The sequence below is a fragment of the Pseudarthrobacter sp. NBSH8 genome, from assembly GCF_014217545.1.
GTDB lineage: Bacteria > Actinomycetota > Actinomycetes > Actinomycetales > Micrococcaceae > Arthrobacter.
On record NZ_CP043178.1, the window covers coordinates 236917 to 259620 of the forward strand.

The following is a 22704-nucleotide window of genomic DNA, read 5'->3' on the forward strand; positions in this document are numbered from 1 at the left end:
CCGCTCACCTCGCGTTCACCTTTGCCATTTACCGTGGGTTACGGATAAACATCCGCAGCTGAAGGGGTAGTCATGGCAAGAAACGGCAACCAACGCGCGGCCGAGGCGCCGTTGCGCCCGGCAGAGCCGGCTGCGCACTGGAAGGCACTGAAAGAGGGTGACCGCGTCCGCGTCCGCCTCACCCCGGGATACGAAACCGGCGGGTTCGTGGATGCCATCACGTGGGACCACACCGCTGTGTGGGTGGACCTCGACGACGGCCACGGCCGCACGCTGCTGCACTGCAGCGACGGCGTGGAGATTGTGCCGCAGGACGCATAGCCCGGCGGCTCCGGTACGCTCGCAAACGTGACTCAGTCGTTTTTTGATGCTTCCGACGGTGCTGGCCGTCCCCCGTGTCCCATCGCCCTGGCCCACCGCGGATTCTCGCGGGAAGGGCTGGAGAACTCGATGGCCGCGTTCCGGGCCGCCGCCGAACTCGGCTATGAGTACCTTGAGACGGATGTGCACACCACCTCCGACGGCGTGCTGCTGCTCTTCCACGACGACACCCTGGACCGGGTCACAGACGGCCGGGGCCGGATTTCGGAGCTGACCGCCGCTGAGGTTTCCACCGCGCGGATCGGCGGGCTCGAGCCCGTGCCGCTGTTCGACGACCTGCTGAGCGCCTTCCCGGCTGCCCGGCTGAACCTCGACGTCAAAGACTGGAAGTCGGTGCAAAGCCTGGCTGCCGGCATCGAACGGCACGGCGCCCATGACCGGGTCCTGGTGGCCAGTTTCTCAGACCGCAGACGCCGGGCGGTGCTGAAACTGCTGAGCCGTCCGGTGGCTTCCTCGGCAGGGATGGTGACGAACGCGCTGTTTGTCCTGCTGGGCCCGGTGCTTCCGGCTGCCTGGCTGCGCCTGGCGCTGCGGGGACCGTTGAGCGATGTCCAGGCCCTGCAGGTTCCGGTCCGCTACGGGGCGGTCCGCGTGGTGACGGCTGCCTATGTGCGGCGGGCGCACGCCCTGGGCCTGGTGGTCCATGTGTGGACCATCAACCACCCGGCTGAGATGCACCGGTTACTTGACCTGGGCGTGGACGGGATCGTGACGGACCGCGCGGATCTCCTGAAGCAGGTCTTGCGGGAACGCGGCCAGTGGCCCGGCGGCTGACCCGGTTCCAGGGAGTCTGCGCCGGGTGCACTGCGCAGGACTGCGGTGCATTTCCGCGCAGTCAGGAGCCGCCGGGACCTTGGATGGCGTGGTTGGCAGCGAGGCGGCGGAGCCCATCGGGGTCCAGTGGCGTATTCCACGCCGCCCAGTCCTTCGGCCGCACGGAGGGCCGCCCCAGCAGGAAGCCCTGGCCGGCGCTGAAACCCAACTCCGTAAGGACATTCAGTTCCTCGGTGGTTTCGACTCCTTCTGCCACCAAAACGCTGCCTATCTGCTCCGCGAAGTCCACCAGGCACGCAGCCAGGGCGTGCTGGGAGGTGTCCGTGTCCACGCCGCTGATCACATTCCGGCCCAGCTTGATGAAGTCAGGCCGCAGATGGAGCATCCGGCTCAGGGCGCCCGCGGTGGGGTGCGAATCATCGATTGCAATGCGCAGCCCCCGTTCACGGAGCGGCGTAATTGCGGAAATGAAATGCGAGTATTCCTCGTCCGGAATTTCGTTCGTCAATTCGAGCACAATTCGGTCTATTGGCAGCTCGATGTGTTCAAACAATTCGGGGAGCCGGGGATCCAGGCATGATACGGGGGAGATGTTCAGGGACACGTAGAGGTGCGCGGGGAGTTTCGCGGCAGCTAAGGCTGCGGACGCGAGGGCCGAGAATTCCAGGTTGGCGCCCAAGCCAACGGCGGCCGCCTCGGCGAACCAGATTTCCGCGCCTGCGCCGTCGTCGCTGACAAAGCGTGACAACGCCTCTACACCCATTACGGCTCTGGATTCGAGGCCGTAGATCGGTTGGAATGCGGTCATCAGCATCTGGTTTTCCAGCAGCGAGCTGATTCGCGACAGGCTGCGGAGGGAATCCAGCCGCTCGGCCAGTTGGGGCGGCATGGCGCTGAGGGGTTGCGGAAAACGGGCAGTGTCCGGAGTGCCGCCTTCTGCGCCGTCCTGTTGTTGGCGCTCCAGAAGATACTCCAGCAGGGCCCGTTCAGGCGCGCCTGGGTTTTCTCCCAGGCGGTCGCTAAGGCGCTGACGTATTGCCGCCCCGGCAGGATCAGAATCCCCGAGGACCCCAGCAATAACTCCCCAAGCTTGTATCCGAACCGTCATTAGCAACGCCCCCAGTTGACGAAGTAATGGCTCCTTGGCCTCTTTATTTTCAAATTTCCAGATACCTTCGGAATGCTCTACTTCTGATTAATGCCGATCTTCCTGACCGCGAAGAATCGGATGCCGCCACTTGATCGTATATCGGGATGATCGAAAAGCGCAGCCCCTAATCGATCAACCTCTTATTACTTTCGGATAAAGTCTCGGCCAGCAGTCCAGGAATCTGTTCGGGCGGGACGGGCTTGCTGAAGAAATAGCCCTGTGCGCTGAGGCACCCTAGGTTCCTGAGGTGCTCGGCCTGGTCCGCTGTTTCCACGCCCTCCCACACGGCTTCGAGCCCGCAGGCGCGCACCAATTGAAGGACGGCGGCCACCAGTGCAGGCTGGCTGGGGTCCGTGCCCAGTCCCTCAATCAGGGACCGGTCCACTTTGACCCGGTCCACTGGGAGCCGGCGCAGGTAGCTGATGGAGGAATACCCGGTACCGAAGTCGTCGATTTCGATTCCGACGCCCAGTCCGCGCAGCCCGCCAAGGGAGTACCGGTCCAGTTCGTTGCCCCTGACGATGGCCGCTTCCGTCAGCTCCAGGACAACCTGCTCTGGACGGACGCCCGTCTGCTTGAGCACGGCGCGGACGTCCTCGATGAACTGCAGGCTCTGCAGATCAGTTGCGGAGATGTTGATCCGGACGGAAAACCTGCTATCCACCAGTCCGGCATCAATCCAGCGGCGTAGCTGGCCGACAGCTGTGCTGAGCACCCACAGGCCCAGCTCGGAGATCAGTCCCGCGTCTTCTGCCAGCGGGATGAACTCGTCGGGCATGATGCGGCCGCGGGTGGGGTGGTCCCAACGGACCAGGGCCTCCACGCCTTCGATGCGCCCGGTGCCCAGTTCAATCACGGGCTGGTAGTGCAGCACCAAGCCCTCGCCCTTGATGGCGGTCCGGAGGTCCTCCAGCAACTGGCTGCGGAGCTTGCGGATGAGCAGAAGCCCGGGTTCGAAGACGTGGAGCCGGTTGAGCCCCTCGGCTTTGGAGGCGTACATGGCCACATCGGCCTCCATCAGCAGGTCCTCGGCCCGCCGCCCGGACGCCCCGACGCTGAGTCCAACGCTCGCCCCGCAGCGGACCGTCCGGTCAGGAAGGTCAATGGGTTCCTTAATGGCTGCCAGGATGCGCTGGCCTACGACGGCGGCCTGGTCGGCTCCCGTGGCCGGCATAACGATGGCGAACTCGTCCCCGCCCAGCCGGGCTACAACGTCGTTGGTCCGGACTGCGCGGCGGATGCGTTGTCCCACGGTAACCAGTACCTGATCCCCGGCAGAGTGGCCGAGGGTGTCGTTGATGGATTTGAAGGCGTCAAGGTCAAGGAGGAGGATAACGGGCTGGCTGAGGGCATCGCCGTCGTGGTCCTGGGCGGACTTCAGTGCAGCGAGAAGCGCCGAGCGGTTGGCAAGGCCGGTGAGGGGATCCTGCATCGCCATCTTCTTCATTTCGCGGTGGGCTTCGTGCAGCAGTTGCGTGCGGACCTCAACACGCTGCTCAAGCTCCTCGTAAATGATCTGGAGGTCCTCGGCCAGGAGGTTGGTGCCCATGATGATGGCGTCGAGCTCGTCCCGGGCCGGCGAAACTTCTATCCGCGACTGGAGGTCTCCGGAGGCGAGCCGGACGATGCCATCGAGCAGCTGGGAGAGCCTGGGGTCATCGTCAGCGAACATCTGGTGCCTCCTTCCCGCGTTCAGATTTCCTGGGACCCGTGGGCTCCTAGGGGGAGGCTTACGGTGACAGTGGTGCCAACACCCAGCTCCGAGGTTACGCCAATGCGGCCGCCGTGGCGCTGGACGATGTCCTGGGTGATGGCGAGCCCCAGTCCGGTACCTGGAACCGCCCCGGACATCGCGTTCGAGGCGCGGTAAAAACGTGTGAAAACGTGGGCTATCTCGTCACTGGATATCCCCATCCCGGTGTCCGAGACGCTGACCGTCGCCCAGCGTGCGCCGGCTGCATCTTCCCGCGTCAGGCTGACGACGTCGATTTGTCCTCCGCCGGGGGTGAACTTGATGGCGTTGGAGACCAGATTCGTAAAAACCTGCTGCAGCTGCACTTCGTCTGCCAAGATTTCCAGATCGTCCGGGGCCATCGACGTGGCAATGGCGACATTCTGCACTTTTGCGAGCGGCCTCAGCGCAGCGGTGACGATCTCGAGTGTCCGCGCCAGCCGGACGGGGGTCAGGTGCAGCGGACTTTGCTCGTGCCCGTTGCGGGAGACGCTGAGCATGTCCTCGATCAGCAGCCGCAGCCGTTCGGTGTTTCTTACAACGATGTCCAACATTTGGTGGACCTCGCTGGACACGGGATCGGACGTGTTCTCCTGGATCATGTCCAGGTAGGCCATGATCGATGTCAGCGGCGTGCGGAGCTCATGGTTGACGGTGGCCAGGAAGTCGGTCTTGGCTTTGTCCAGCTGCTGGAGTTGCTTGACTACCTGCTGCTGGCTGGTGATCAGGTGGCTTTGGATCAGGCCGTGGACGGTATTGCCGGCAACGTGCTGGATCAGTGCCAGCTCGGCCCGCGACCATTCCCTGGGGGAGTCCAGCTGGGCGATCCAGATAATTCCCAGCGACGAGCTGCCGTCCCCCATCGGGACGGCTACGGACGCGGCGGCGCGCAGTTGCGCGAGCTCGGCCGGCAGCCGGACATCGCCGGCGCCGTGCGGTGCGAACGCCCCGTCCGCCGTGAGGGCCTCAGCCCGCGCCCACAGTACGTCAGCGGTCCTGCGCACCGGGCCTTCATCCGTGCACAATCCGTCAGGCAGCCGGGCCAGATCGGGCCGGTGCCACTGGGCGGTAATGGGTGGCACCTTGTCGTCGTCGAACGTGGTCAGCCAGACCCGGTCCGCGCCGAAAGTCTCACCGAACCCCCGGACCACAATATCGGCGATCTGTTGCGGATGGTTGGTTCCGCGGACCGCCGCGGATACCTGCCGCAGCCTTTCGCGTAACGTCTCCGCTTCCTGCCGGGCTTCATTCCGGCGGGAGACCAGGTTGATCAGGGCAGTGGCACGGTGGACGAGTTCCTTGGCAGCGGGCGGTTTGGCGATGCTGTCCCGTACGCCGGCATGCTCCACCGCTTTGACTTCGGCCGGGCTGTCGAGATCAACGAGAACCAGCACAGGGGCGGTCGCGTCGACGTCGGAGAGCGAACTGTCAAGGACCAGGACGGAGGGCTCGCGCTGTTCCAGAAGGGCCGAAAGGCCGGTGGCGTTGTCCACAGCGCTGACCGTGAAGCCCGCCGCCTCGAGTGCCGCCGCGCTGGATTCCCGGCGCCCGGCGTCGGGATCCGCAACCACTGCCAGGTATGGCACGGTTGCGACGTGTGGTGTCTTCCCTGGCAACCTGCCTCCTTCGCCCCTGAGTAAGCACATGATTGCTCTTGACTGAGTACATTGTAGGGTGACGGAGCATCCCTGCTCCCATAAGTGTGTGCGGAAGGTAGTCGTGACGAGTCAGCCTGCAGAAGAGGCCAAAGCGGACCTGGCGCTGGACGAACTGGGTGTCGTCCAGCTCAAATGGCCGCAGGGTGTGTCCATCACGGAGTCGGACGCAGAGGCCGCCATGCGGAACGTCAACGACCTTTGCGGGGCCGGCCGCCATCCCATGCTGGTGGACATGGCCACCACGGCCCAGGTGAGCAGGGGAGCCCGTGCCGTTTTTGGCCGCCCCTGCCAGGCCTCCCGCATTGCGCTGCTCGGGGCGTCGCCGGTTGATAAAGTGCTGGCCAACTTCATCCTGGGCATCAACAAACTGCCCTGCCCCACCCGGTTCTTTACGTCCCGCGACGACGCCATGGCCTGGTTGTTGAAGGAACCCGCGGCCACAAGCTGAGCGGAACAGCCCGCAAACGGCTGCGGCGCGTTCTGGGTCCTATATTTGTCCTATGCTATCCCGCGCGAAAAAGGTGCTCTCCGCCTTGCGGCAGTACTTGATCCTGCCCAAGCTGATCAGACTGTCCATCTCTGCACCGAAAAACAGGACCGTGGCCTGGGAAAGGTATTGGGCCGGAATCGCGAGGACGGGCGCCCGGAGTGACGTGCTGTGGGATTCCGGCACCGACCATGAGCTGCTGGGCTACGGGGACGTCCTGCGGCGGCACTTCGATCCAGGCCTTCCCGTGGTGGATGTGGGGTGCGGACATGGCGCATTCAGCCGCGCCCTGACGGCGTTTTCACCGAAGGTCCTGGGCGTTGACGTGTCTGCGCACGCGGTGGCCCGTGCCCGTGACGAATCGGCAGGAGTTGACGGGGTCAGCTACCTGGCCTGTGACATGACCGAGCCGGGAGCCGGCGCGAGTCTGGTGGAATCCACGGATGCCAACGTCTTTGTCCGTGGCGTCCTTCACGTCCTCGCGCCGGCCGAACAGGCCGCGCTGATGGAAAATCTGCGGCAGCTCGTAGGTGCCCGCGGCACAGTCTTCCTGGCGGAGACGAATTTCCAGGGCAACCCGGTGGAGTACGTCGCGCACCTGGGGGCGTCACTGCGCAGCATCCCGGCCCCGTTGGAGCTGGCCATCCGGAAACTGCCCATGCCGGGCCGCTTCGGACCGGAGGAGCTGGCCCGCGTGATGCCGAAGGACCGGTGGACGCTGGTGGAAGACGGTGCCGCAAGCATCGAGACCAACCCGCTGATCGACGAGGCGGGGAACAGCAGGATACCGGGCTATTTTGCGGTGCTCAAGCCCAAAAGTTCCGACGCGGGCCGGCCGGGTTCGTCCTGGGCTGTCCGCATACCGGATTAGGCAAGCGCTTTCCCGGAAGCGGCTGGCATGATGGACGGCATGCGCATTCTCATCGCTCCGGACAAGTTCAAGGGCTCGCTCACCGCCGCGGAGGCCGCCGCCGCCATCGCCGAAGGTGCGCTGCGCGTATACCCGGACGCCGTCGCCAACCAGTTTCCGATCGCCGACGGCGGCGAGGGCACCCTGGAAGCTGCCGTCTCGGCCGGCTACGAGGAGCGGCTCAACGCCGTTGTGGGCCCCATTCTTGCCCCCGTCGGCGCTGCCTGGGCCATCCGGAAGAACGCCGACGGCGGGGCTACCGCCGTCATCGAAACAGCCCAGGCCTCGGGCCTGGCTGAGATGGAACCCACCCCGGCCAACGCCTTGCGGGCCCACAGCTACGGCTGCGGGCAGCTGATCGCGGCGGCGCTCGACGCCGGAGCTACCGAGATTGTGTTGGGGCTGGGCGGATCGGCCATGACGGACGGCGGCAGCGGCGCCCTGCGTGCGCTGGGCCTCAAGCCGCTGGACGCCGCCGGCAACGTTGTTCCGTTGGGCGGCGGATCACTGGCCGACGTTGCAGCCCTCGATACCTCCGGGCTGGACCCGCGATTGTCCGCAGCCTCCTTCAGGATCGCCGTGGACGTCCAGAATCCGCTGTATGGCGCCACCGGCGCGGCCCACGTCTTCGGCGCCCAGAAGGGTGCCGACGGCGAGGCAGTTGAACAGCTCGACGCCGGTCTCCGCAACTGGGCGTCCGTACTCCGGGGGGCCACTGGCCGGGACGTTAACATTCCGGGAGCCGGGGCAGCGGGCGGTTTCCCGGCGTCGTTCCTTGCCTTCACCAACGCCCGGCTGGAAGGAGGGTTCGCGCTCGTCGCAGGGCTCACCGGACTCGCAGGTCAACTGGACAACGCTGACTTGGTGATCACCGGGGAGGGTTCCCTGGACTCGCAGTCGCTGACCGGCAAGGCCCCCATCGCCCTCGCGGACGCAGCCCGGGACCGCGGGATTCCGGTGATCGTGGTGGCAGGGCGGATCCTGGTCACACCCGAGGACCTGGCAGGGCACGGCGTGGTCGCCGCAGCGCAATTGCTGGATGTTGCGGCCAGCCCGGAAGACGCCGTCGCCAACGCCGCAAAATACCTGGCCTGGGCCACCAGCCAGGTCCTCGAAGGCGCCTGAAGCCAGGGCCCCCAGGCCCGGTCCTTACTGCGGGTCTTTGGGCCCCGATGCTTAGGCTCCGGTTTCGTAATGCACCGTGATCCCCGGCGATTTGCCGGCTTTGCGGCCTGCTACCGTCCCGCTGCGCGTCTGTTGAGCCGCAGCGGGACGTAGATCAGCAGCACCAGAAGCACGGACAGCAGGATTCCGCCGGCGGTCAGGCCGGCGGTGCGGCCGCCCGTTACATCAAAGACCAGTGTGGCTGTCCCGACACTGAGCATCCCCACGCCGGCCAGGGCGATCTTGGTGATGGTGTCGGCGCTGGAGACCAGGGTTTCCTTGAGTCGTTGGCGGAAGAGCCTGCGGTGGACGCTGACCGGAAGCAGGATAAAGGCAGTGGTCAGCGTCGCGACCACTACGTTGACGAGATAAAGGCCCACCTGGAAAGCATCCAGGCTCTCGAACCGGTTCTGGAAGGGCAGGGTCAGGAGGAAGCCGGCCAGGATCTGGACCCCGGTTTGGAGCACCCTGAGTTCCTGCAGCAGCTCAGCCCAGTTGCGGTCCAGCTGTTCCTCACGGGTTTCATTCCGCCCGGAGCTTCCGGTGAAGTCTTCAACACCAGACATGCTATTCCTCGCTCCCGGGGCATATCCGCGTGATCCAAAGCTAGGCCGGAGTTGCGCCAAAATCAACGTTTGATAAGTTTACTTATTATTTGCTCCGGATGGTGGACTTGCTCCTCCGTGCGGGATAGTTTCGAAGAACCGGCGCAGGCAGGAGCCCTTCGAAAACCGATCCAATGAAGAGGTGGACTATGAGCGAAACGCAGAAACGGACAGAACCGCCCACCGACCCCCGGTACGGCTTTCATTCCGGGCCCTTCCCGAAGCAGGAACAGAAGCAGCCGGGCCTGACTGTGCCCATGGACCCGAAGCCGGACCACGGCGAACTTAGCTACGAGGGGCGCGGTGCGCTGCGGGGTAAGGCTGCGCTCATCACCGGCGGCGACTCAGGAATCGGCAAGGCAGCGGCCATCGCGTTCGCCCGCGAGGGGGCCGACGTCGCAATTTCCTACCTTCCGGAAGAAGAGGAAGATGCCCAGGACACGGCCGACTGGATCCGCAAGGCGGGCCAGCGCGCGCTGCTGTTGGCCGGGGACGGCCGGGAAGAGGCCTTCAGCACCCGGATCGTCACTGATGCCGTGGCAGAATTCGGCGGCCTGGATGTGGTGGTGCTCAACGCCGCCTACCAGAAGAACCGCGAGAGTTTCGAGTCCCTGCCAACCGAGGAATTCGACCGCGTGCTCAAGACCAATCTGTATTCCCTGATCTGGACGGCCCGGGCCGCGGTTCCGCACCTGAAGGCCGGCTCGTCGATCATCACTACGGCTTCGATCCAGGCTTTCAACCCGTCGCCGGGGCTGATCGACTACGCAATGACCAAGGCCGCGCAGGTTGCCTTCACCAAGGCGTTGGCCCAGGAACTTGGGCCAAAGGGGATCCGCGTCAACGCGGTGGCCCCCGGCCCCATCTGGACCCCGCTGATCCCGGCCACGGAGTGGCCGGACAAGCTGCCCGCCTTCGGGCAGGATACGCCGTTGCAGCGGGCGGGTCAGCCGGCAGAACTCGCCGCGGCTTATGTGCTGCTCGCGTCCGATCAGGGGTCCTACATTTCCGGAGCAGTGCTGCCGGTGACGGGCGGCAAGGGCCTGTAACGAAGTTTGCACGTCAGATTCACATCCACTACAGGAGGAACCATGAGTCAGGACAACCAGCGCACGGAACCCGCCGAGGAAGTGGGCGGCTACGGCACGCCGACGGCGGAACAGGAGATGGGCGGGGCGGACAGCAAGCAGTATGCCCAGCCCCGCGACGAAGAGGATTTTGATGCCGCCGGGCTCAATCAGAACAGCCCTGACGGTGAAACATTCGCCACCGGCACACCCAATCTCAGCCACCTCGATGAGGAAGACAAAGACAGCGCCGGCGAGCCGGGTGCCGGCCGATTCGGCGGCACTGATGACCAGCACCACGCCGAAAGCGACACCAATGATCCCGGCTTCGAGCCGGGAGAACCGCCCGTCCCGCGCGACGCCGACGTTCCCTCCGCCGAGGCCGAGATCAACGAGTCCAACGCCGACGCGCAGGGCACTGAATCCTTCTCGTCGGAATCGGGACAGGAGGCTGCCGGCCTGCCGGACGGCAGCGGAACCGACCTGCCCAAGGACAAATCACCGAACGATGACGAAGAGGAGAGTTTCGACGCCGGGTAGCCGGTGTTCTCCGCCGGGACTGCGGGTTTTGTGTGGGTGGGTCTTGCCCGCGGAGCGGTCACCGGACGTATCCTAGAAACAGGTTTTGCAGTGGGCCACGCGTTTCGAGCCTAGGCGTGGAACATGGCCGCGGAGACACAAGGGGAGCCGGGCCGGGAATCGCTTCCGGACCCCCAGGAGACGGTGTTCGACAGCACGGATGTCGAAGACTTCCTTGTGGCGGTTACCCGCGAGTTCATGCGCGACATCGATGGCGATTCCCGTGGTATCAGCTGGGCCGTCACCTTCTTCCGCTCCGGATCGGCCCGGACCGCTGCCGCGGGGAACGCCGCCGCGCGCGCCGCGGACGAAGAGCAGTGCTCGTTTGCGGACGGACCAGTGCTGGAAGCTGTTCGTGCGGGTGATTTTGTGCATCTGGCCGACGTCGCCCGCGACCGGCGTTGGCCGGGCTATGCCAGTGCTGCCGCTGACCACGGCGTCAGGTCGCTGCTGTCCACGACGGTTGTTGCAGCTGCCGAATGGAGTGCAGCACTGAGCCTCTACGCGTCCACTCCCCATGCCTTCACCAGCGAGGACATCATCAGGACGCGCAGGTATGCGCGTCAAGTGGCCCGGTCGCTGCGGATGGTGGTGTGTGTGGCGGAGCGGGCCGCAGCCAGCGCTCAGCTGGCGGTAGCCCAAAGCTCAACGGTGCTTATGGACCTGGCTGTGAGCACGCTTGAATCCGATTACGGGCTCGGCCATGATGCGGCCCTGCAGTACCTCCGGACCGTCGCACGGCACACCCGCCACGGGCTTCGCGAGACAGCTCTGAATATTGTGGCTGCCTCGCGCTCCGACCAGGCAGGTCGCGGCCGTGACAACGCCTCCGTCCTGGGACTCGCTGACCTCGAAACACCCGCGCTCCGCCAGGGCCACTACAAAACAGGGAGTACGGCATGAACGTCTGGAAGCAGGACATTGCAGCCGCGAGGGCCGCTCCGGACCCGGCGCCCCACCCGTGGCACCGGCTGGTTGCGTTGGGCGACTCCTTCACTGAGGGCATCGGTGACCCCGAGCCGCGCAGCGAGGGTGGCTTGCGCGGCTGGGCAGACCGCGTGGCCGAGGAACTCAGTGCGGACCAGCCCGATTTCGCCTACGCCAACCTGGCCGTACGGGGCCTGCTGGTACAGCAGATTTTAGACCAGCAGCTCGCTCCGGCGCTGGCGCTGAAGCCCGATCTGGTCACGCTCTCCGCCGGCGGCAACGATATTGTTTTCCGTCGCAGCGACCCTGACCGGCTCGCAGAAACGATCGACGACGGCGTGGGCAAGCTGGCCCGGTCCGGTGCCACCGTGGTCCTTTTTGCCGGGCCGGACTGGGGCGCGACGCCGGTCTTCAGCCAGATCCGCGGGAAAGTGGCCATCTTCAACGAGAACCTCCACGCGGTGGCCGCCCGCCACGACGCGGTCATGGTTGACCTGTGGTTCCTGCGCGAATTGTCGAGCGCGGGCATGTGGGACCCGGACCGGCTGCACTTCTCGCCGTTGGGCCACCACACCATCGCCGCGGCCGTGTTGAAGGCCCTGGGTGTCTCGCACACACTGGAGCCGTTCGAGCCTAAGCCGCCGCGGCCCCACAGCTGGAAGGAAGCCCGGACCGAGGACCTCATCTGGGCGCGCGAATATCTGGTTCCGTGGGTGATCCGGCAGTTGAGGCACCCGCCGGAAGCGGAGCTGACCGCCAAGCGTCCCGAGCCGCGGCCGGTCTTCGGCGTCGGAACCCCGCCCGGACCGTTTATCGGCGGCGGTCACGCAGCCTGAGGTGCAGCCTGACGCAGCTGCGGTAGGGTCAGCGCTTCTTCGGCGCCCGTTTCGCTGCTGCGTTAACGGCTGCCTTGACGGCGGGAGGCAGGCCCGCCTGCTCCGTTTCCGGTTCAGCCACCGAGCCGCGGGCCTTCGCGATGGCTTTCATGCCGTGGTAGATCACCAGGGCCGCGGCTGAGCCGAGGGCGATGCCCGTGAACGTCAGTTCCCCGATGGTCCAGGTGTAATCCGCGATGCCGATGATCAGCGCGACGGCGGCAGTGGTCAGGTTCACGGGGTTGGAGAAGTTCACCTTGTTCTGCACCCAGATCTTGACGCCCAGGATGCCGATCATGCCATACAGCATGGTGGCGGCGCCGCCCAGAACGCCCGGCGGGACCGTAGCAATCAGTTCGCCGAATTTCGGCGAGAAGCTCAGGACAATAGCGAAGACGCCGGCAACCCAGTATGCCGCCGTCGAATACACCTTGGTGGCCGCCATAACGCCGATGTTCTCCGCGTAGGTGGTGGTGCCGGAACCGCCGCCGAAGCCGGCAAGAACCGTGGCGGCGCCGTCCGCCATCAGCGCGCGGCCGGAGACGCCGTCGAGGTTCTGGCCGGTCATGGCCGCCACGGACTTCACGTGCCCGATGTTCTCGGCTACCAGGACCAGCACGACGGGGACAAAGAGGCCAAGCACGCCCACATGGAACTCGGGGGTCTGGAAGTAAGGCAGCCCGATCCAAGCGGCGGCCTCCATTTTTTCGTAGCTCACTTCGCCGCGCAGCATGGCCACGAGGTAGCCCACTACAACGCCCACCAGGATGCTGAGCCGGCCGACGATTCCACGGAAAAGTACGCTGACCAGGATGATGGTGGCGAGTGTGATGACGGCGGTGACGGGGGCGGCGTCGAAGTTCATCTTCGCGGCGGGGGCCAGGTTCAGGCCGATCAGCGCCACGATGGCGCCGGTGACGATGGGTGGCATCAGCCGGTTGATCCAGCCGGCGCCGAACTTCTGCACGATCGCACCGATGAGGGCCAGTGCGACTCCGGTGAGCACCACTCCGCCCAGCGCGCCGGGCACGCCGAACTGCTGTTGGGACGCCATGATGGGCGCGATGAACGCGAAGCTGGAGCCGAGATAGCTGGGAACGCGTCCCTTGGTGATCACCAGGAACAGCAGCGTGCCAATGCCGGAGAAGAAGAGAGTGGTGGCTGGCGGCATGCCGGTGATTATGGGAACCAGGAACGTGGCTCCAAACATGGCCACGACATGCTGCATGCCTACGCCGATGGTCAGGGGCCAGGCCAGCCGCTCATCCGGTGCAACCACGTGGCCGGGCTTAATCGATTTGCCGGTGCCGTGGAGCTTCCATTTCATTCCGAGCATGCTCATGGTCGGGGCCTTTCAAGGGGGTTGCCGCTGGGGCTGGGATCTTCCGGTGCAACAATACCGCGCGGTCCTGCTGTGGTGAACGTCACGTGCGCATAGGGAAGAAGGCGGGCGTGCTTGAAGTTACAACTATGGAAAGCAGACCGCCGGCCCATCATTTGCGATGAGCGGGCCCAGCGAAAGGTACGCCATGACTATTGCCCACGAAGAAGCGGTTATCGATTCGGCCGCCGTCGACGCCATTTTTGCCGAGGCCCGCACGGCCAACTCCTTCACCGGCGAGCTGACCGAGGACCAGGCCCGCGCCATCTACGAACTCACCAAGTTCGGCCCTACGGCTTTCAACTCCCAGCCCCTCCGCGTGACCTACGTCCGCTCGGACGAGGCGCGTGCCACCCTGGTTGACACCCTGGCCAACGGCAACAAGGCCAAGACCGCCTCCGCGCCGCTGGTTGCCGTCCTCAGCTACGACACCGCCTGGGCCGAGCAGTGGGACAACTTCCTGCCCGAGTACAACGCTCCGAAGGCCATGTACGACGCCGCCCCGGACCTGGCCGCGTCCACCGGCAACAACAACGCCCACCTGCAGGCCGGCTACTTCATCCTGGCCGTCCGGTCCCTCGGACTCGCCGCGGGCCCAATGACCGGAGCCGACTTCGGCGCCCTCGACGCCGCTTTCTTCCCCGCTGGCGACCAGAAGAGCTTCCTGGTGGTCAACATAGGCCAGGCCGGCGAAGACGCGTGGGGCGCAGCGAAGCCCAAGTTCAGCTACGAGGACGTTGTCCGCACCGTCTAACGCTCTCTCACTTTCTGCAGCTTAAACAACAACGCTCTCTCACTTTCATCAGGAAAGTGAGAGAGCGTTGTTCGTTTTAGCGCGTTTATTGAGAGAGCGTTCGTTTTTTTGCGCAGATTAGGCGATGACGCCGTCCACCAGAGCCTTGGCCTCCGCCTGGACCTGCTTGAGGTGCTCCTCGCCCTTGAAAGACTCGGCATAGATCTTGTAGACGTCCTCGGTTCCGGACGGGCGGGCGGCGAACCAGGCGTTCTCGGTGACCACCTTGAGCCCGCCGATGGACGCACCGTTGCCGGGCGCCTCGGTCAGCTTGGCGGTGATGGTTTCGCCTGCCAGTTCCGTTGCAGTGACGTCCGACGGCGAAAGCTTGCCGAGCGCCGCCTTCTGCTCACGGGTGGCCGCTGCATCAATGCGTGCGTAGACGGGGCCGCCGAACTGGTCGGTCAGGCCCTTGTACAGCTGGGACGGGGACTTGCCCGTGACCGCAGTGATCTCCGAGGCCAGCAGCGCCAGCAGGATACCGTCCTTGTCGGTGGTCCAGACGCTGCCGTCCAGCTTGTTAAAGGATGCGCCGGCAGATTCCTCGCCGCCGAACGCGCCTTCGCCGGACAGCAGTCCCGGCACAAACCACTTGAAGCCCACGGGGACCTCAACCAGTTTGCGGCCCAGGCTTTCCGCCACGCGGTCGATGATCGAGGACGAAACCAGGGTCTTGCCCACCACCGAGTTGGGGTTCCAGCCGCTGCGGTTGCGGTAGAGGTAATCGATGGCGACGGCGAGGTAGTGGTTCGGGTTCATCAGGCCGCCCACCCCGTCGACAAGAGGTGTCACGATCCCGTGCCGGTCGGCGTCGGCGTCGTTGCCGGTGGCGATGTCGAACGCGGCTGAACTGCCGCCGTCGGACATCCTGTTGATCAGGGAGGCCATCGCGAACGGCGAGGAGCAGTCCATCCGGATTTTTTCGTCCCAGTCCAGGGTCATAAACGCCCACTGCGGATCCACGGTCGGGTTCACCACGGTCAGGTCCAGGTGGTGGCGCTCGCCGATCTCGCCCCAGTAATCCACTGCCGCACCGCCCATGGGGTCGGCTCCGATGCGGACGCCGGCCTCGCGGATGGCGTCGAGGTTCAACACGGACGGGAGGTCGTCAACGTAGCTGCTGAGGAAATCGAACTTGCCGGTGCTGTCCGCGGCGAGGGCGTCGGAGACGGGGATGCGCTTCACGCCCCGCAGGTTGTTTTCCAGGAGTTCGTTGGCGCGGTTGGCGATCCAGCCCGTGGCGTCCGAATCGGCCGGGCCGCCGTGCGGAGGGTTGTATTTGAAGCCGCCGTCTCCGGGCGGGTTGTGGCTGGGCGTGACCACAATGCCGTCCGCCTCCGGGGTGCCGGGCTGGCGGTTGTTGTTGTACGTGAGGATCGCGTGGCTCAGTGCCGGTGTGGGCGTGTAGCCGTGCCGTGCGTCAATCAGCACGTGCACGCCGTTGGCCGCGAGGACCTCCAGGGCGGAGTTCTGCGCCGGCTCGCTGAGGGCGTGGGTGTCCTTCGCCAGGAAAAGCGGGCCGGTGATGCCCTGCCCGGCGCGGTATTCCACGATTGCCTGCGTGATCGCGACGATGTGTTTTTCGTTGAACGACGCCTTCAGGCTCGAGCCGCGGTGCCCGGAAGTACCGAACGCCACGCGCTGGCCGGGATCACCCAGATCCGGCGTGATGTCGTAATACGCGTCGAGGAGCGCAGTGATGTCAACAAGGTCCTGGGGTTGGGCAACTGTGCCCGCGCGGCTAGCCATGGCACCAGCATGCCAGACGTGGGCGGGAGTCAAAACGCCTGGTCCATAATCCGGCCCCTATGACGCGGAAAGTCCCCTCCGGGCTGTCTGCCGCAGGTAGTTAAAGCGAGTACCAGCCCCAAAAGTACCTATATACCGGCTCCCAGTGGCGCTGCTACTTTCGAAAAAACTCAGGATGGAATGCCCGACGGCGGGGCCACCGCCATCGGGCAGTGCACTTCGCGTCGGGCACTGCAGTGAGTCGGCACGTGGGAACCAGGGGGCAGGTCATGGGGGCAGGAGACGGCGCCGCCGAGCAGTCCAGGCTGGCTGCGGAACGTGTTCAGCGGCTGAAACGCCAGCTCGATCAGGCCGAGCGGGCCACGAAGTCGTGGGATGCCGGTGCGGTGGGCGAGCGTCTCGTGACAGACAGGCTGAGCCGGCTCATTCCGCACGGCTGGTACCTGCTGAACGATGTCCACTGGCCCGGGCGGCCCAAAGCCAACCTTGACCATGTTCTTGTGGGGCCCGGCGGTGTGGTGGTGGTCGATGCCAAGAACTGGACCGGCGAGGTCCGGGTCTCCGGCGGTGTCCTGTGGCAGGGCCGTTTTGCCAGGACGCAGTCCGTGGACGGCGCATTGGCGCAGTGCGCCGCCGTCGCGTCCGTGCTGGCGCCGCCCCACCGGCGGTTCGTCCGCCCGTTGATCTGCCTCGCCGGGCAGCCGGACCTCTTCGGCATCACCAATTCCGACGTCGCCGTGGCAGGGGCCGACCGCGTTGTTGCTGCTGTCCTGGCGCTGCCCCCGGTGCTCAACCAGCAGACGGTGGTGGGCCTGTATGCGCACCTTGGCGAGCAGCTCACGCCGGAATCTGCTGCTCGAAGTCCTGCGGTGAACTCGCTGACCGTGAAGTCGCCGAACGCGAAGCCACTGACCTCGAAACTGGCGGCGGGACAGGCAGGCGGCGTCGGATCCGGACGCGCCAGGAAGTCGAGCGCACAGCACCACGCCGCAGGTGGGTTGACCCGGTTGATGTTCCTGGCTGCCTTTGTGGTTTTTGCTGTCTACGTGCTGCCTTATTGGGGGCGGTAGGACTGGATGGCGGTGCCGGTAGGCCTGTATTGCAGGCGGCGGTAGGCTGGAAATCGAAGACTTCGAATGAGGAAAAACATGACTGATCAGCCAACTCCGCGCCCTGATTCGCAAGGGTCCGCCGCCCAGGGACCAGGCGATTCGCCGGCAGGCTACGAGCCGCCGCAGTTTGTGCCGCCGCAGGGCCCCAGCATTCCGGCGCCGCCTTTGTATGACCAGAATCAGTTCGGCCAGAACCAGTACACCCAGCCTGGTGCGTACAGCCAGCCCGGCGATCAGTATGGCGCGGCCTATGCCCAGCCCCCAAGCCCGTACGGCCAAGGCGCCAGCCCCTATGGCCAGCCGGCGTACGGGCAACCTGCTTACGGCCAGCCTGCCTATTACGGCATGCCGGTGCAGCAGCCCAAGGGCCTGAGCATTGCCAGCATGGTCCTCGGCATTTCGTCGGTCCTTCTTGGCTGGTTCATGATTCCGCAGATCGCTGCAATCATCACCGGCCATCTGGCCCTCCGCCGCGAACCGTCGGGCAAGGGCATGGCCATCACCGGCCTGGTCCTGGGCTACCTTTGCCTGCTCGGCTACGGAGCGTTCTGGCTGCTGCTCATCATCGGGCTGATGTCATACAGCACCACCTACGGGTACTGACCCCCGGTCGAAACTGGGGTCGGATGGTGGGGCAGGCTGGCCCGCCCGCGGCGGACTCCCAGGCACCGGAAAGGCCCCCCGCCAGGGGGCCTTTCTTCAGGCGGTCTGAACAACAAATTCAGACTCTCTCGCGTCGGCGTTCAGCGGCCGGTTCCTGGGCTTCGTGGGTCCTTCCGCGACGCGGGAAGGCCCAGAAGGTGAAGTCCTGGGCCGTGTAATGCGGCTCCGGACGGTCCGGCGGTGTTTCCTGGCGTTCTTCGGGTTTCCGGTCGGATTGCTTCTTGGCCCGCCAACCGAAGTCCTCCATCGATGAATAGCACATCACAGACCTCCTCATAGTGACTGCCCCTTAATCGTCCTCCGGATCGGCCCCGGAGTCGACCCCCGGAGCGGTTCAAACTGTCATCAGAAGCCGAGCTGGGCCGCCACCTGGAGCAGGACCAGTTCCGAGCCCGCCGGCCCCACGAGCTGGATTCCCATGGGCAGGCCGTGCGCTGGCCGCCCACCGGTCCAGTACACGGGAATCGTGATGGCCGGCAGGCCGCAGACGTTCACCATGGAGGACCACGGCGCGAATTCGCACTGCCTGCGGTAGTCGCCGTCGGCGTCCCCGGGCCATTCCGCGGCCGGCCACGGTTCGTCGCCGTGCGTGGCGCCGGTAAACCAGCCTACTGGGCGGGGCGTCTGCGCCAGGGCCGGCATCAGCATCAGGTCCCAGCTGCCGTACTGCGTGATGGTGTCGCGTTCGAATTGCCGGAGGAAAGCCAACGCTTCATTGAGCTTTGATGCGCTGCGCTGCTGGGCCCGGCGCCTGAACGTGCGGGTCAGCGGGGCCAGGAGCGCTTCGCGGTGCGGACTGATCCGGGCGGTTCCGACGGCGGCGGTCCACACAGTGGTGAAGGCGTCCGGGTAGCGGTTGTCGTAGCGGATGGCGGCTTCGCTGACCGCGTGCCCGGCGCGCTCCAGCATTTCCAGGCCCGCCTGCAGCGCGGCTAAGGTTTCGGGTTCGGGGGTTAACGGGAAGGTGGTGGACCAGGGGCTGTCCAGGGTCAGGCCGATGCGCAGAGGACGCGGTTCGTGTCCCACGGCGCCGAGATAAATGTTGTCAGGGGGCGGCACCAGAGCATCCATCAGCAGGGCCGCGTCGGCCGCGCTGCGGGCCAGGGGACCCGCTACCACCAGCCGGGCGGGATCGCTCGAACTTTCGCCGGACGGCACCACGCCACGGCCGGGTTTGAGGCCCACCAGGCCGCAGGCGGCGGCCGGGATACGGACGGAACCGCCGCCGTCGGTCCCCGGCGCGAACGGAAGCAGGCCCGCGGCCACCGCGGCAGCGCTGCCTCCCGAGGAGCCACCGGAACTCCGGCTCGGGGCATGCGGGTTGCGCGACGGCGGTGCAATGCGGTTTTCGCTGTACGCCGTCAGCCCAAACTCCGGAACCTGCGTCTTGCCCAATGAGACAACGCCAGCGGCCTTGAGGACTGCGGCCAAGGTGCCGTCGGCGAGGGCCGGTTTGTGGTCAAGTGCAGCGCTGCCGTGGGTGGTCATCACGCCGGCGACGTCGGTCAGGTCCTTGAACGCCACCGGCATGCCATGCAGGAGCGGCAGTCCGTCCGTCCTGGCCCCGGAGGCCTCCGCGGAGTCGGCTCCGAAGTCTTTTCGGAACCGGGCGAACCGTGCATCGGCGGCGGCCGCATCGGCCATGGACTGTTCTGCAGTGACCGTGACAAAGGCGCCCAGCAGCGGATTCTGCTCGGCGATGCGGGCCAGGAAATGTGCGGCGACGTCCCGCGCTGAGAGCTCTCCTGTGCGGAGCGCATCCCGCAGTTGGACGGCGGTCAGTTCGTGGATGTCAGCGGTAGAACCGGTTGTCTGCTCAGCGGGCAAAGCCCCTCCTCAGGGTCATTTAGAAGCGTAGCCTGCGTCAGCTTCCGGCAGGCACGGCAGGGCGGCTGACGCTAGGCTGGAAGGAGACCCGTGATTCTCCGAAGAAGGACTCCCATGAGCGATTTCGATTCTGTGCCCGTCAACGACGTCCCGGCCGACGCCGTGATTCTGGACGTCCGCGAAGACTACGAATGGGTGGCCGGACATGCCGAGGACGCTCTGCACGTTCCTCTGGATCAGCTTCCGGCACGGCTTGACGAGTTGGACCCGGACCAGGACATTTACGTTATCTGCCGCACGGGCGGACGGTCCTTCCGTGCTGCGCAGTGGCTCACCGGCCAGGGCTATACAGCCATCAACGTGGCTGGCGGAATGGACCAGTGGCTCGAGTCCGGCAAGCCGCTTGTGTCCGATAACGGCCTCAAGCCCCTCGTTCTGTAGTTCAACCCGTATCTGTGTCCATCACCCAAGAGGAATCCATGCCCGCCACGCCCGTTACGTACACTTTCCTTGGGCCTGAGGGCACGTTCACCGAAGCGGCACTGATGCAGGTACCGGACGCCGCCCAAGCCACGCGTAATCCCGCCGCCACCGTCAACGCGGCGCTGGACATGGTCCGCGACGGCTCTGCGGACGCAGCGATGGTGCCCATTGAGAATTCGGTCGAAGGCGGCGTCACCGCCACGCTGGACGCTATCGCCGGCGGACAGGAGCTCCGGATCATCCGCGAAGTCCTGGTGCCCATCAGCTTTGTCCTGGTGGCCAGGCCCGGCGTGGAGGTGGCGGATATCCGCCGGATCTCCACCCACGGCCATGCCTGGGCGCAGTGCCGTCTGTGGGTGGACGCGAATATTCCGGGTGCGGAATATGTTGCGGGTTCCTCCACCGCTGCGGCCGCAATGGGGCTCCTGGGCGACGAAGCCCACTACGACGCCGCGATCTGTGCGCCCATCGTGGCCCAGGAGCAGCCGGGGCTGACCGTCCTGGCAGAGAACATCGGCGACAACCCGGGGGCTGTAACGCGGTTCATCCTGGTGAGCAGGCCGGGCGTACTGCCCGAACGGACCGGTGCGGATAAGACCACAGTGGTAGTCCCGCTGCCGGAAGACCGTCCGGGTGCTCTGATGGAAATCCTGGACCAGTTCGCCACGAGGGGCGTGAACCTCAGCCGGATCGAATCCCGGCCGACAGGTCAGTACCTTGGCCACTACTTTTTCAGCATCGACGCCGACGGGCACATCGCGGATGCCCGTGTGGCCGATGCCTTGGCTGGGCTACACCGCATCAGCCCGGCCACCCGCTTCCTGGGCTCCTACGGGCGGGCAGACGCCCAAAGCCCCAGCGTCGCGCAACACACCTCGGACGAGGCATTCCGGGCCGCACATGAATGGGTCGGGCAGATTCTGCAGGGGGAATGAACGCGGCTGGACGACGACCAAGGCTTCGCCCACAGCGTAGGTCAAGGTACTTCCGCGGGATAGTTACTGTGCGTATGCTTACCTGATCCACCTGGGGGATGGCCCCTAACGAAGGGAGCAGGTCATGAATACCAGCAGCACAGACAATGACGGCCAGGGCATGATCGTTAATCCCAAGCCCGCAGTCGACAATCAGGACTGGGACGGCGACGACGCGGACCGCGCTGACCGCCTGCGCTTCGAAGAGGAACAGGCCATGATCCGTGAGCAGTCCGAGGCGCGTGCCGCGAAGGCCGCCGCCGAGGCTGAAGCGGTCAAGAAGGCAACTGCCTGAGGCCAGGGCTGCTTAGCCCTGCTGGCCTTTCACCCTGATCAGGAGAGATCGCGGCTCCACCCGGACGGTGAGCTTGGTGGCCAAACCGGATGTGTCGCCGTCGATTTGTGTGGGCATGGGCTCCGGGCACTTGATGACGATACGGCCGGCCCGGTACATCGTCATGATGGGCAGGTTGCCCTTGTGTTTGAAGAGGATTTTCGCGTACATGGCGAGCCAGCCGATGGCGCTGCGGGGGCTCATGACTACCACGTCCAGCATGCCGTCGTCGATCATGGCTTCCGGGATGAAGTCGATCCCGCCCGGGACCAGCCCACAGTTGGCAAAGAGGACGCTGCGGATGTTACGGACCTGCTCAGGCTTGTCATCCAGTGCGACTGAGACCCTCCTTCGCCGCCCCGGCAGGTGACGCATTCCGGCTTCGGTATAAGCTAGCCAACCCACGGCTTTCTTTAGGCCGTCATTGGTATCAGCGAGTATTTCGGCGTCCATGCCGATCCCGCCGATCACCAGGAACGCGTGCTCGGAAGAGTGTCCCGTGCGGGAATTCTCGATGCCCATCCGTGCGGTATCGATGTAGCGCTGGTGGCCGAAAAGCGCTGTATGCACGTTTGCGTGAAGGTCGTTGACATCCAGATCCACGTTTCGCGCCAGGAGGTTTCCCGTCCCCAGCGGAATCAGGCCCATGGCCACATCCGTGTGGGCGAGGGACTCTGCCACCACCCGCACGGTGCCGTCGCCACCGCCCACCAGAACGACGTCGGCCTTGTACTCCAGCGCCGCCCGGGCCTGGGAGTACCCGGGGTCCTCGGCGGTCGTCTCGATGAAAAGAGGCGCGTCCCAGCCAGCGGCCAGGCAGGCGCGCTGGATGGCTTCCTTCGCTTCCGGGGCGCGTGCCTTGACGGGATTAAGAATGACCACCACGCGTTGCTGGGTGAGGCCGGTTTCGTGTGCTTCTTCGTGGACTGCGCTGCGGATGTGCAGGGCTTTGAGCCTGCGGACGCCCCACCAGCTGGAGACGGCGAAGGCCAGCGCCGCCGCGCTCAGGACGTAAAGAAGCCAGTCGTTCATGGTGCTTCAACAGTAGCCCGGCCGCGGCGCCGCGATTCCCGCCGTCC

24 protein-coding genes are annotated in these 22704 nt (G+C 65.5%); 15 read left to right on the forward strand and 9 right to left on the reverse strand.

The annotated features are described in order from the left end of the window. Positions 1-72 precede the first annotated feature (72 nt). Positions 73-321 carry a hypothetical protein gene (locus tag FYJ92_RS01020; protein ID WP_185262213.1) on the forward strand — a complete coding sequence of 83 codons (249 nt, stop codon included), beginning with the start codon at positions 73-75 and terminating at the stop codon, positions 319-321. 27 nt (positions 322-348) lie between these two features. After that, positions 349-1155, forward strand: a complete 807-nt coding sequence (locus FYJ92_RS01025) for a glycerophosphodiester phosphodiesterase (protein ID WP_255482240.1) — start codon at positions 349-351, stop codon at positions 1153-1155. 61 nt (positions 1156-1216) lie between these two features. On the opposite strand, the gene FYJ92_RS01030 is transcribed toward FYJ92_RS01025, so the two are convergent. The 3 genes from FYJ92_RS01030 to FYJ92_RS01040 form a co-directional block, all read right to left on the reverse strand. Then, on the reverse strand, positions 1217-2263 hold the full coding sequence (locus tag FYJ92_RS01030) for an EAL domain-containing protein (protein WP_185262214.1): 1047 nt from the start codon (positions 2261-2263) through the stop codon (positions 1217-1219). Positions 2264-2429: 166 nt separating this feature from the next. Continuing rightward, the gene (locus FYJ92_RS01035; protein ID WP_185262215.1) at positions 2430-3977 is read right to left on the reverse strand and encodes a bifunctional diguanylate cyclase/phosphodiesterase; all 1548 of its coding nucleotides are present in this window, start codon (positions 3975-3977) and stop codon (positions 2430-2432) included. 20 nt (positions 3978-3997) lie between these two features. After that, a complete protein-coding gene (locus FYJ92_RS01040) occupies positions 3998-5623 on the reverse strand; it encodes an ATP-binding protein (protein WP_370526089.1) in 1626 nt (541 codons plus the stop codon). A 133-nt stretch (positions 5624-5756) separates the two neighbouring features. On the opposite strand from FYJ92_RS01040, the gene FYJ92_RS01045 reads away from it, so the two are divergent. Genes FYJ92_RS01045 through FYJ92_RS01055 form a run of 3 tightly spaced genes read left to right on the forward strand, consistent with a single transcriptional unit; the run spans position 5757 to position 8217 of the window. After that, positions 5757-6143, forward strand: a complete 387-nt coding sequence (locus tag FYJ92_RS01045; protein ID WP_219729678.1) for an STAS/SEC14 domain-containing protein — start codon at positions 5757-5759, stop codon at positions 6141-6143. A gap of 52 nt (positions 6144-6195) precedes the next feature. Further along, complete coding sequence (locus FYJ92_RS01050; protein ID WP_185262217.1) at positions 6196-7053, forward strand: class I SAM-dependent methyltransferase; 858 nt, start codon at positions 6196-6198, stop codon at positions 7051-7053. 39 nt (positions 7054-7092) lie between these two features. Beyond that, entirely contained in the window at positions 7093-8217 is a 1125-nt protein-coding gene (locus tag FYJ92_RS01055) for a glycerate kinase (protein ID WP_185262218.1), read from the forward strand. A 110-nt stretch (positions 8218-8327) separates the two neighbouring features. Here FYJ92_RS01055 and FYJ92_RS01060 read toward each other — a convergent pair whose 3' ends face one another. Next, a complete protein-coding gene (locus tag FYJ92_RS01060) occupies positions 8328-8822 on the reverse strand; it encodes a DUF6328 family protein (protein WP_185262219.1) in 495 nt (164 codons plus the stop codon). Between the two features lie 188 nt (positions 8823-9010). On the opposite strand from FYJ92_RS01060, the gene FYJ92_RS01065 reads away from it, so the two are divergent. The 4 genes from FYJ92_RS01065 to FYJ92_RS01080 all read left to right on the forward strand — a co-directional run bounded on the left by FYJ92_RS01065 (position 9011) and on the right by FYJ92_RS01080 (position 12270). Next, positions 9011-9910, forward strand: coding sequence for an SDR family oxidoreductase (locus FYJ92_RS01065; RefSeq protein WP_185262220.1), 900 nt, complete (start codon positions 9011-9013; stop codon positions 9908-9910). Between the two features lie 42 nt (positions 9911-9952). Next, entirely contained in the window at positions 9953-10468 is a 516-nt protein-coding gene (locus tag FYJ92_RS01070; protein WP_185262221.1) for a hypothetical protein, read from the forward strand. Between the two features lie 123 nt (positions 10469-10591). Then, complete coding sequence (locus FYJ92_RS01075) at positions 10592-11410, forward strand: GAF domain-containing protein (protein ID WP_185262222.1); 819 nt, start codon at positions 10592-10594, stop codon at positions 11408-11410. Further along, on the forward strand, positions 11407-12270 hold the full coding sequence (locus FYJ92_RS01080) for an SGNH/GDSL hydrolase family protein (protein WP_185262223.1): 864 nt from the start codon (positions 11407-11409) through the stop codon (positions 12268-12270). The genes FYJ92_RS01075 and FYJ92_RS01080 overlap by 4 nt, the downstream gene beginning before the upstream one ends. A gap of 28 nt (positions 12271-12298) precedes the next feature. Here the strand turns inward: FYJ92_RS01080 and FYJ92_RS01085 are convergent, their stop codons facing one another. Next, positions 12299-13651: a uracil-xanthine permease family protein gene (locus FYJ92_RS01085; RefSeq protein ID WP_185262224.1), complete on the reverse strand. Its 1353-nt coding sequence runs from the start codon at positions 13649-13651 to the stop codon at positions 12299-12301. Between the two features lie 187 nt (positions 13652-13838). Here FYJ92_RS01085 and FYJ92_RS01090 point away from each other — a divergent pair, with 187 nt between their 5' ends. Next, the gene (locus tag FYJ92_RS01090) at positions 13839-14444 is read left to right on the forward strand and encodes a malonic semialdehyde reductase (RefSeq protein ID WP_185262225.1); all 606 of its coding nucleotides are present in this window, start codon (positions 13839-13841) and stop codon (positions 14442-14444) included. A gap of 117 nt (positions 14445-14561) precedes the next feature. Here the strand turns inward: FYJ92_RS01090 and pgm are convergent, their stop codons facing one another. Continuing rightward, positions 14562-16232 carry a phosphoglucomutase (alpha-D-glucose-1,6-bisphosphate-dependent) gene (pgm, locus tag FYJ92_RS01095; protein ID WP_185262226.1) on the reverse strand — a complete coding sequence of 557 codons (1671 nt, stop codon included), beginning with the start codon at positions 16230-16232 and terminating at the stop codon, positions 14562-14564. A gap of 269 nt (positions 16233-16501) precedes the next feature. Between pgm and FYJ92_RS01100 the strand changes: the two genes are divergently transcribed. Beyond that, complete coding sequence (locus FYJ92_RS01100; protein ID WP_185262227.1) at positions 16502-17302, forward strand: nuclease-related domain-containing protein; 801 nt, start codon at positions 16502-16504, stop codon at positions 17300-17302. Between the two features lie 78 nt (positions 17303-17380). Further along, positions 17381-17947 (forward strand): DUF4190 domain-containing protein, encoded by a 567-nt coding sequence (locus FYJ92_RS01105; RefSeq protein WP_185262228.1) that lies wholly within the window; start codon positions 17381-17383, stop codon positions 17945-17947. Between the two features lie 118 nt (positions 17948-18065). Here FYJ92_RS01105 and FYJ92_RS01110 read toward each other — a convergent pair whose 3' ends face one another. Both FYJ92_RS01110 and FYJ92_RS01115 read right to left on the reverse strand, forming a co-directional pair. Then, the gene (locus FYJ92_RS01110; RefSeq protein WP_185262229.1) at positions 18066-18269 is read right to left on the reverse strand and encodes a hypothetical protein; all 204 of its coding nucleotides are present in this window, start codon (positions 18267-18269) and stop codon (positions 18066-18068) included. Positions 18270-18352: 83 nt separating this feature from the next. Beyond that, positions 18353-19834, reverse strand: coding sequence for an amidase (locus tag FYJ92_RS01115; RefSeq protein ID WP_185262230.1), 1482 nt, complete (start codon positions 19832-19834; stop codon positions 18353-18355). Between the two features lie 114 nt (positions 19835-19948). On the opposite strand from FYJ92_RS01115, the gene FYJ92_RS01120 reads away from it, so the two are divergent. The 3 genes from FYJ92_RS01120 (at position 19949) to FYJ92_RS01130 (ending at position 21586) form a co-directional block, all read left to right on the forward strand. Then, positions 19949-20275: a rhodanese-like domain-containing protein gene (locus tag FYJ92_RS01120; protein WP_185262231.1), complete on the forward strand. Its 327-nt coding sequence runs from the start codon at positions 19949-19951 to the stop codon at positions 20273-20275. Positions 20276-20313: 38 nt separating this feature from the next. Next, entirely contained in the window at positions 20314-21252 is a 939-nt protein-coding gene (pheA, locus tag FYJ92_RS01125; protein WP_185263607.1) for a prephenate dehydratase, read from the forward strand. Positions 21253-21376: 124 nt separating this feature from the next. Next, positions 21377-21586, forward strand: coding sequence for a hypothetical protein (locus FYJ92_RS01130; RefSeq protein ID WP_185262232.1), 210 nt, complete (start codon positions 21377-21379; stop codon positions 21584-21586). Between the two features lie 12 nt (positions 21587-21598). On the opposite strand, the gene FYJ92_RS01135 is transcribed toward FYJ92_RS01130, so the two are convergent. Then, the gene (locus FYJ92_RS01135) at positions 21599-22657 is read right to left on the reverse strand and encodes a diacylglycerol kinase family protein (protein ID WP_185262233.1); all 1059 of its coding nucleotides are present in this window, start codon (positions 22655-22657) and stop codon (positions 21599-21601) included. Between the last annotated feature and the right edge of the window lie 47 nt (positions 22658-22704).